Source organism: Acidobacteriota bacterium, assembly GCA_034211275.1.
Lineage (GTDB): Bacteria > Acidobacteriota > Thermoanaerobaculia > Multivoradales > JAHZIX01 > JAGQSE01.
In genome coordinates this window covers 52,263-59,465 of record JAXHTF010000020.1, presented here as the reverse complement: position 1 = coordinate 59,465, position 7,203 = coordinate 52,263, and the positions used below count along the sequence as shown (strand labels likewise).

General features: G+C 68.2%; 6 protein-coding genes. All 6 read left to right on the top strand.

Annotated elements, in window-relative coordinates; genetic code table 11:
* Positions 1-718: hypothetical protein (locus tag SX243_05715; protein ID MDY7092458.1), on the top strand; the 718-nt coding region annotated here is incomplete at its 5' end.
* 170 nt (positions 719-888) lie between these two features.
* Positions 889-2,502: a hypothetical protein gene (locus SX243_05710; GenBank protein MDY7092457.1), complete on the top strand. Its 1,614-nt coding sequence runs from the start codon at positions 889-891 to the stop codon at positions 2,500-2,502.
* Positions 2,503-2,542: 40 nt separating this feature from the next.
* On the top strand, positions 2,543-3,481 hold the full coding sequence (locus SX243_05705) for a TIGR00730 family Rossman fold protein (protein MDY7092456.1): 939 nt from the start codon (positions 2,543-2,545) through the stop codon (positions 3,479-3,481).
* 1 nt (position 3,482) lies between these two features.
* Positions 3,483-4,415 carry a DMT family transporter gene (locus SX243_05700; GenBank protein ID MDY7092455.1) on the top strand — a complete coding sequence of 311 codons (933 nt, stop codon included), beginning with the start codon at positions 3,483-3,485 and terminating at the stop codon, positions 4,413-4,415.
* Positions 4,416-4,554: 139 nt separating this feature from the next.
* Positions 4,555-5,634, top strand: a complete 1,080-nt coding sequence (gene moaA, locus SX243_05695) for a GTP 3',8-cyclase MoaA (GenBank protein MDY7092454.1) — start codon at positions 4,555-4,557, stop codon at positions 5,632-5,634.
* Positions 5,635-5,689: 55 nt separating this feature from the next.
* Positions 5,690-7,201 carry a hypothetical protein gene (locus tag SX243_05690; GenBank protein MDY7092453.1) on the top strand — a complete coding sequence of 504 codons (1,512 nt, stop codon included), beginning with the start codon at positions 5,690-5,692 and terminating at the stop codon, positions 7,199-7,201.
* Positions 7,202-7,203 lie beyond the last annotated feature (2 nt).

Here is a 7,203-nt window from a genome sequence, read left to right as displayed (position 1 = left end):
GTGGGCTCCCATCGACCGGCGCTTCGGCTTCTGGGTGCCGCTGCTGATCACCGCCGCCGGCGCCGGCATCGTGTTGACGGCGGCGCTGACCCAGATCACCGGCGAGGACCATCCCCAGCGCAACACCCTGATCTACTCTCTCGACGGTGAGTCCGGCGAGGCCCGGTGGTGGACCTTCGGGCGGGAGGTCGACGCCTGGACGGCGGAATACCTGGGGCAGGAGCCGGAGCGGCGGGATCCCGGTTTGCTGTTCAGCTGGTCGCCGGACCGGGATCTGCTCACCACCTTGGCTCCGACGCTACCCCTGCCACCGCCGAAGATCGAGCTCCTGGAGCGCGATGACGAGGCGAATCCGGACTACCGCATGAAGGTCCGCATCACCTCCGCCCGCAATGCCGAGGTCCTGCGCATCGGCGTCGACACCCTGGCGGGAGTGAGCCGTGTCGAGGTCGGTGACCAGCGCTTCGACTTCGGCCTCGATCCGTTCGAGTCCGGGGAGGGTGGTGACTGGCTGCTGCTCGTCCAGGGAGGGGCCGGGGAACCGGTGGATCTCACTCTGGTCCTCGACCAGAAGCACCCGGTGGAATTCCGGGTGGTGGATCAAACCTACGGCCTGCCGCCGGTGGCGGGGGCGGTGCCCCAGCGGCCCCCGGGACTGATCCCCAATCCCTTTGGGGATACGGACGTCACCCTGGTCACCGCCACCGCGTTCTTCTAGCGCACCGTTCCCGAGCTCCAGGAAGCTGGCTCGGGGCTGGCTAGGAGCTGGCTCGGGGCTGGCCTGGGGCCTCTATTCTGTGGCACCATATAAAATCCGACGCCCGCATCTCAGTGGCCCGCCATCGCCGCCGCTGTAGTGCTCACAGGATCACTCCGGGAGGTTTTCTCATGCGCCGTGTCCTACTTGCTCTGATCTGCTCTTGTCTCGCTTGGGGAGCCGCTCCGGCCATCGGTCTGACCTACATGCCGATGACCGACGAGGCGCTCCTGGACTCGGCACCGCTGGTGGTGGAAGCGCTGGTCAGCGACGCCGGCCCCGCCGCCGTCGCCGCCATGCCCGCCACCGACTACCAGGTGGAGGTTCAGCGGGTGCTCAAGGGCAGCGTGCCCGGCAGTACCCTGGTGGTGCGGGTCGTGGGGGCGCGCTCGATGCCCGGTGCGGCGACCTCGGGGCTGGGACTCGAGCTCTCCGGCGTACCGCGTCTCCAGGCCGGTCAGCGGGTGATGCTCTTCCTGCGCCCCAACGAGGATGGTGCCTTCCGCCTGGTGCAGCTCTCCCTGGGGGTCTTTTTTCGGGTCGAGGTGGAGGATCGGGTGCTCGCCCTGCGCTGGCTCGGGGACTCGCTGGCGATCCGCCCCGACGGCCGCAAGGCCCAGCCGGAAGGCCTGCGGGACTATGACTCCTTCAGCCGCTGGATCTCCTCCCGCGCCGCCGGTCTCAAGCGCTCCGTCGGCTACCGCCTGGAAACCGACGCGGTGGCCGCACAAAGCCTCACCGACGCTTTCACCCTCTTCGCGAGCGGGGGCCTGAACTTGCGCTGGCGGGAGTTCGACTTCGGCCAGTCGGTGACCTTCTTCGCTCACGAGAGCGGTCAGTCCGGCCTCGCCGGCGGCGGCTTCGCCGAGTTCAGCACCTCCCTGGATCTGTGGACCGACGATCCCTCCACCCCCATCCGCTATCTCTACGGTGGCACCACTACCGCCTCCGGGGGGCTGGTCTCCGGCGGCTTCGACGGCGAAAACACCATTCTCTTTGACGACCCCAATAGCAATTCCACCTTCGGCGGCACCTTCAGCTGCATCACCGGTGGCGTCATCGCCCTCGGCGGGCCCTGGTTCGACACCTCCCAAACTCACACTTACCGCGGAGCGGAGTACATCGACATCATCGGCGCCGACATCGTCACCAACGCCGGCTCGGGCTGCCTGCTCGCCGACTCCCTGGTCTCCGAGGAGGTCTTCAGCCACGAGCTAGGCCACACTCTGGGCCTGCGCCACTCCTGCGGCGATGTCGCTTCCGGCCCCTGTGACACCGCGGTCAAGGACGAAGCCCTGATGCGCGCCTTCGTCCACGACGACGGCCGTGGTGGCCAGCTGGGGCTCGATGACCGCGCCGGCATCCTCTTCCTCTATGAAGAGTTCGCCACCACCGGCTGCCAGCCCGACGCCACCACCCTTTGCCTGCAGGCAGGGCGCTTCGCGGTGGATGCGACCTTCGCCACCGCCGCCGGGGCTGTGGGCACCGGTCAGGCGGTGGAGCTCACCGGCGATACCGGATATTTCTGGTTCTTCAACGCTGCCAACGTCGAGGTGGTGATCAAGGTGCTCGACGGCTGCGGAATCAACGGCAATTTCTGGGTCTTCGCCGGCGGTCTGACCAACGTCGAAGTCCAGATCCGGGTCGTGGACACGGAGACCGGTACGGAGCGCACCTACTCCAACCAGCTGCGCGATCCCTTCCAGCCGATCCAAGACACCTTCGCTTTCGCGACCTGTACCTAGGGCCGTGGCGGACCGCGAAGAGGAGGGCAGGAAGGCCGAGGTGCTCGGCCCCGAAGAGGGAGCCGACAAGGCCGTCGGTCAGGCCGCCGGACCGGCTCCCGGGGCCGAGTCGGGGGAGGTCGAGGCGCGGGATGCCCTGGATCGGGAAGCTCGGGACGGAGAACCGGCGGCCGGTGGCTCACCGGGGCCGGAGGACCCTGGCGCCCCCACGCGCGTCCCCCCGGAGCTGGAGGAGGCGGCCTTTCTCGCCGGTCCCCAGCGCCGCGCTCAGGATCTTTGGCGGGCATTGCGGATTTTCGGCGAGTGCATCCGGGGCTTCCGCAAACTGCATTTCGTCGGCCCCTGCGTGACGGTCTTCGGCTCCGCCCGCTTCAAGGAGAATCATCGCCACTATCAGCTGGCGCGGCAGCTGGGAGCGGAGCTGGCGGAGGCGGGCTTTACGGTGATGACCGGCGGTGGACCGGGGGTCATGGAGGCGGCCAACCGCGGCGCCAAGGAAGCCGACGGCCGTTCCATCGGGTGCAATATCGAGCTACCCCACGAGCAGCACCACAATCCCTATCTGGATCTATGGGTGGACTTTCGCTACTTCTTCGTTCGCAAGCTGATGCTGGTCAAATACTCCTACGCCTTCGTGGTGTTGCCCGGTGGCTTCGGCACCATGGACGAGATCTTCGAGACCCTGACCCTGATCCAGACCGGCAAGATTCTCGATTTTCCGCTGGTGATCATGGGCACGGAGTATTGGCAGAGCGTCCTCGACTTCATCGGTCGGGAGATGGTCTCCGCCGGCACCATCGCCCCCCACGACCCGGAGCGCTTCTTCGTCACCGATTCGCCGGAGGAGGCGGCGAGCTTCATCGTCTCCCAGGTCGGGCGGCGCTTTGGTCTGGAGCTGCGGGACGGGCCGCCGGGAGCCCCCCGGCCTCGTTGGTATCTCGGCGAACGCCCCCTGCCTTACCGGCGCCGGTCGTCCTGACATGAGCTTGGCCGGCTCCGCGAGAGAGCTGGACGCCAGGGCTCTGCGGCAGCGGGCTTGGCTGATGGCGGTGGCGGCGGCGATCTTGTTCTCCACCGGCGGCGCCGCGGTGAAGGCGGCCTCCCTCACCAGCTGGCAAGTGGCGAGCCTGCGTTGCGGTGTGGCGGCCCTGGCCCTGCCGCTGCTGCTGCCCTCGGCCCGGCGCCGGCCGCCGCTGCGCATCTGGCCGGTGGCCCTGGCCTATGCCGGGACCCTCACCTGTTTCGTGGTGGCGACCAAATGGACCACCGCCGCCAACGCCATCTTCCTCCAATCCACCGCCCCCCTCTATGTGCTGTGCGTCGCGCCGTGGGTGCTCAAGGAGCGCATCCGCGGCCGGGATTTGCTCTACATGGTCTTCCTCGCCGCCGGTATGGCCCTCTTCTTTCTCGGCGCCCAGGAACCTACCGCCACCGCTCCCAGGCCGCTGGCGGGAAATCTGGTGGGGGTGGTGACGGGCATGTGCTGGGGGATGACGGTGCTCGGACTGCGTTGGCTGGAGAGCTCCGGAAATCGCGACGCACCGGGGGCCGCGGGGCCGGCGGTGCTCGCCGGAAGCGTTCTGGCCTTCGTCGTCTGTCTGCCGGCGGCCTGGCCGCTGACCTCTATCTCCCTCGCCGACGCCGGCGCGGTGATCTTCCTGGGGGTGGTGCAGATCGCCCTGGCCTACCGGCTCCTGACCTCCGCGGTGCGCCATCTGCCGGCGCTGGAGGTCTCGCTGCTGCTGCTGATGGACCCGGTGCTCAATCCGCTGTGGGCGTGGCTTTTCCACCGCGAGACTCCAGAGGCCTGGGCCGTCGTCGGCTGCACGGTCATTCTCCTCGCCACCGCCGGCCATTTGCTCTTGAGCAGCGGCCCGGCGAGCAAGCCTCCGGCGACGGGGCCGGCGCTCTGAGTCGTCCCAGGATTCCCCCGGGGAAGCCACCCTCCACCGCGCTGGGGCACCAAGGCGCCGGCGGATATGAGAGGATTCCGGTGCCTTGTTCGGAACCAGCCCTGCAGCTGGGCGGCGCCGAGCCCGAGCCCTTGCGACCATGGTAGATCCGACCCACTCCAGCACCCATGATCCGGCGGTGGAACCGCTGCGAGACGCTTTCCGGCGGCCCATGACGGACCTGCGCATCTCCGTCACCGACCGCTGCAATTTTCGCTGCAGCTTCTGCATGCCGGGGGATCGGCGCTATCACTTCCTACCGCGGCCGGAGATTCTCACCTTCGAGGAGGTGTCCCGGCTGGCGGCGATCTTCAGCCGTTTGGGAGTGCGCAAGATCCGCCTCACCGGCGGCGAGCCGCTGTTGCGATCCGAGCTCGAAACCCTGGTGGGCCAGCTCGCCGCCATTCCCGGCATCGACGACCTGGCGTTGACCACCAACGGCTATCTGTTGGCGGAGAAGGCGGAGACCCTGCGCGCCGCCGGGCTCTCCCGGGTCACCGTCTCCTTCCACTCCCGGGACCCGGAGACCTTCGCCCGCATCAACGGCTCCCGCGGCGGTGACGACGCACTGCAGCGAGTCCTGGACGGGCTCGAGGCAGCGCGCCGGGTGGGCCTCGCTCCCATCAAGCTCAACCACGTGCCCCTGCGCGGCATCAACGAGCATGAGATCGTCGACCTCGCCCGCTGGGCGCGGGAGCAGGGCTATGTGCTGCGTTTCATCGAGTACATGGACGTGGGGACGGTGAACCGGTGGCAGGAGGCGGAGGTGCTGTCGGCACAGGAAATTCTCCGCCGCATCGACCGGGAGATGCCCTTGGAGCCGGTGCCGCGGGACCCTGCCGGGGAAACCGACCCCGGCGAGGTGGCGGAGCGCTGGCGCTATCGTGACGGCGGCGGCGAGGTGGGGGTCATCGCCTCCGTGACCCAGCCGTTTTGTGGCGACTGCTCCCGCGTCCGGCTGTCGGCGGAGGGCCAGCTCCTGACCTGCCTCTTCGCCACCGCCGGGTTGGACCTCAAGACGCCGCTGCGCGCCGGCGCGGCGGACGAGGAGTTGGCGGAGCTCATCGCCGCGACCTGGCGACGGCGTACCGATCGCTATTCGGAGGAGCGTACCGAGGCCTTGCGCCGCGGCACTTTCGCGCCGGCGGAGAAGATCGAGATGTTCCGCATCGGAGGCTGAGAGAGGTCCCAGGGGCGATGGATGAGGTGGAAGAACCCATGAGGCGAAGAGTTTGATGACCGGTAGAAGATGGCGCAGCGCCGCCGTGGTGAGTGTGCTGGTGATTCTCGCTGGCCTGGCGTTGCTGGTGTGGAACGGCTGGGCGGAGCCCCGGGAGCCGTTCCTGCTCGGGGGCATCCAGGTCAACGAGCCGGATCATCAGGCCTGGGCGCAGGGCTTGTTGGACGCTGGTTTCAATACCGTGTCGGTGACGGTCTACGCTCATCAGGGCAATTGGAATACCGACCATCTTTGGTACGACACCGACAATCCGGCGGTGCTTTCGGAAATCCGGGCGGCGAAGGCGGCGGGGCTCGAGGTGGTGCTGATTCTGCGCCTGGCCCTGGACCACGCCTTCGAAGCCAACCGCTTCTTATGGCACGGCCAGGTGATGCCCGAAAGTGATCAGGCGGTGCGCTCCTGGTTTCTCCAATACGGCAACTTCGTCGAGGCCTGGGCCCGCCACGCCGAGGCCGAGGGGGTGGACGTCCTGGGCATCGGTAGCGAGCTCAACTCCATGACTTCCACCCGCCCGGTGGACGAGATGCCGGCCCTCCAGGAGTACTACCTCAATCCCCTCAAGCAGGAGGAGTACAAGGCCTCGGTGCTGAGCCACCGCCAGGGCATGGAGAAGCATCATCTGTGGTCGCCGGGCACCGACGGCTTCGCTACCCTCGGTGACTACCTGGACGCGGAGATCGGCGCCCGGGTGGCCTGGGCCCGGGGGATGGTGGAGAGCCCGGCACCGCCGGCGGAGGGGGAAGAGCCTTGGGACGTGATGAACCGCCGCCGCCGCATGCTCGAGGAGCATTGGTTGGAGCTCATCGCGAAGGTGCGGGAGATCTACGGCGGCCGGCTCACCTACGCCGCCAACTTCGATCAATACCAGGAGGTGGGCTTCTGGGATCACCTGGACCTGATGGGCATCAACGGCTATTTTCAGCTGCGCACGCCGCCGGATCCCCGAGATCCCGCGGCGGGGGACCTGTCGCAGCAGCTGGAGCGAGGCTGGAAGGCGGTGCTCGAGGAGATCGTCGCTTTCCGCTTGGAGGAAGAGCTGGGGGAGATGCCGGTGATCTTCACCGAGCTCGGCTATACCTCCCGCCGCGGCTCGACGGTGGAGCCCTGGGCGAGCCAGGGGTTCTCCCTCATTCACCTGCCGGCGCAGCCCGAGCCGGAACCCGCGCCCGAGGCCTCCGAGGCCGACAAGACCACCGAGGCTGACGAAACCTCCGAGGCCGACGAGACTTCCGCAACGGAACCCAGCCTGCCCTCCACCCGGCTCATGGTGTGGACCGACGAGCCCCTGGCTCCGCAGGAGCGGGCGCAGGCGCTGGCGGCGCTGCGCCGGGCCGCGCAGACGGTGGATCCGGAGCTGGTCGCGGGGCTGCTCTATTGGAAGCTTTCGACCCTCCCCGGGCACCGAGAGGTCGAGCCCTTCGTCCTGATCCTCGGCGACCAGCCGGCAGATCCGTTGGAGGCGGAGCTGCGGCGCTTCCGTTCCCTCGAAAAGGGCGGCGAGGGGTAACG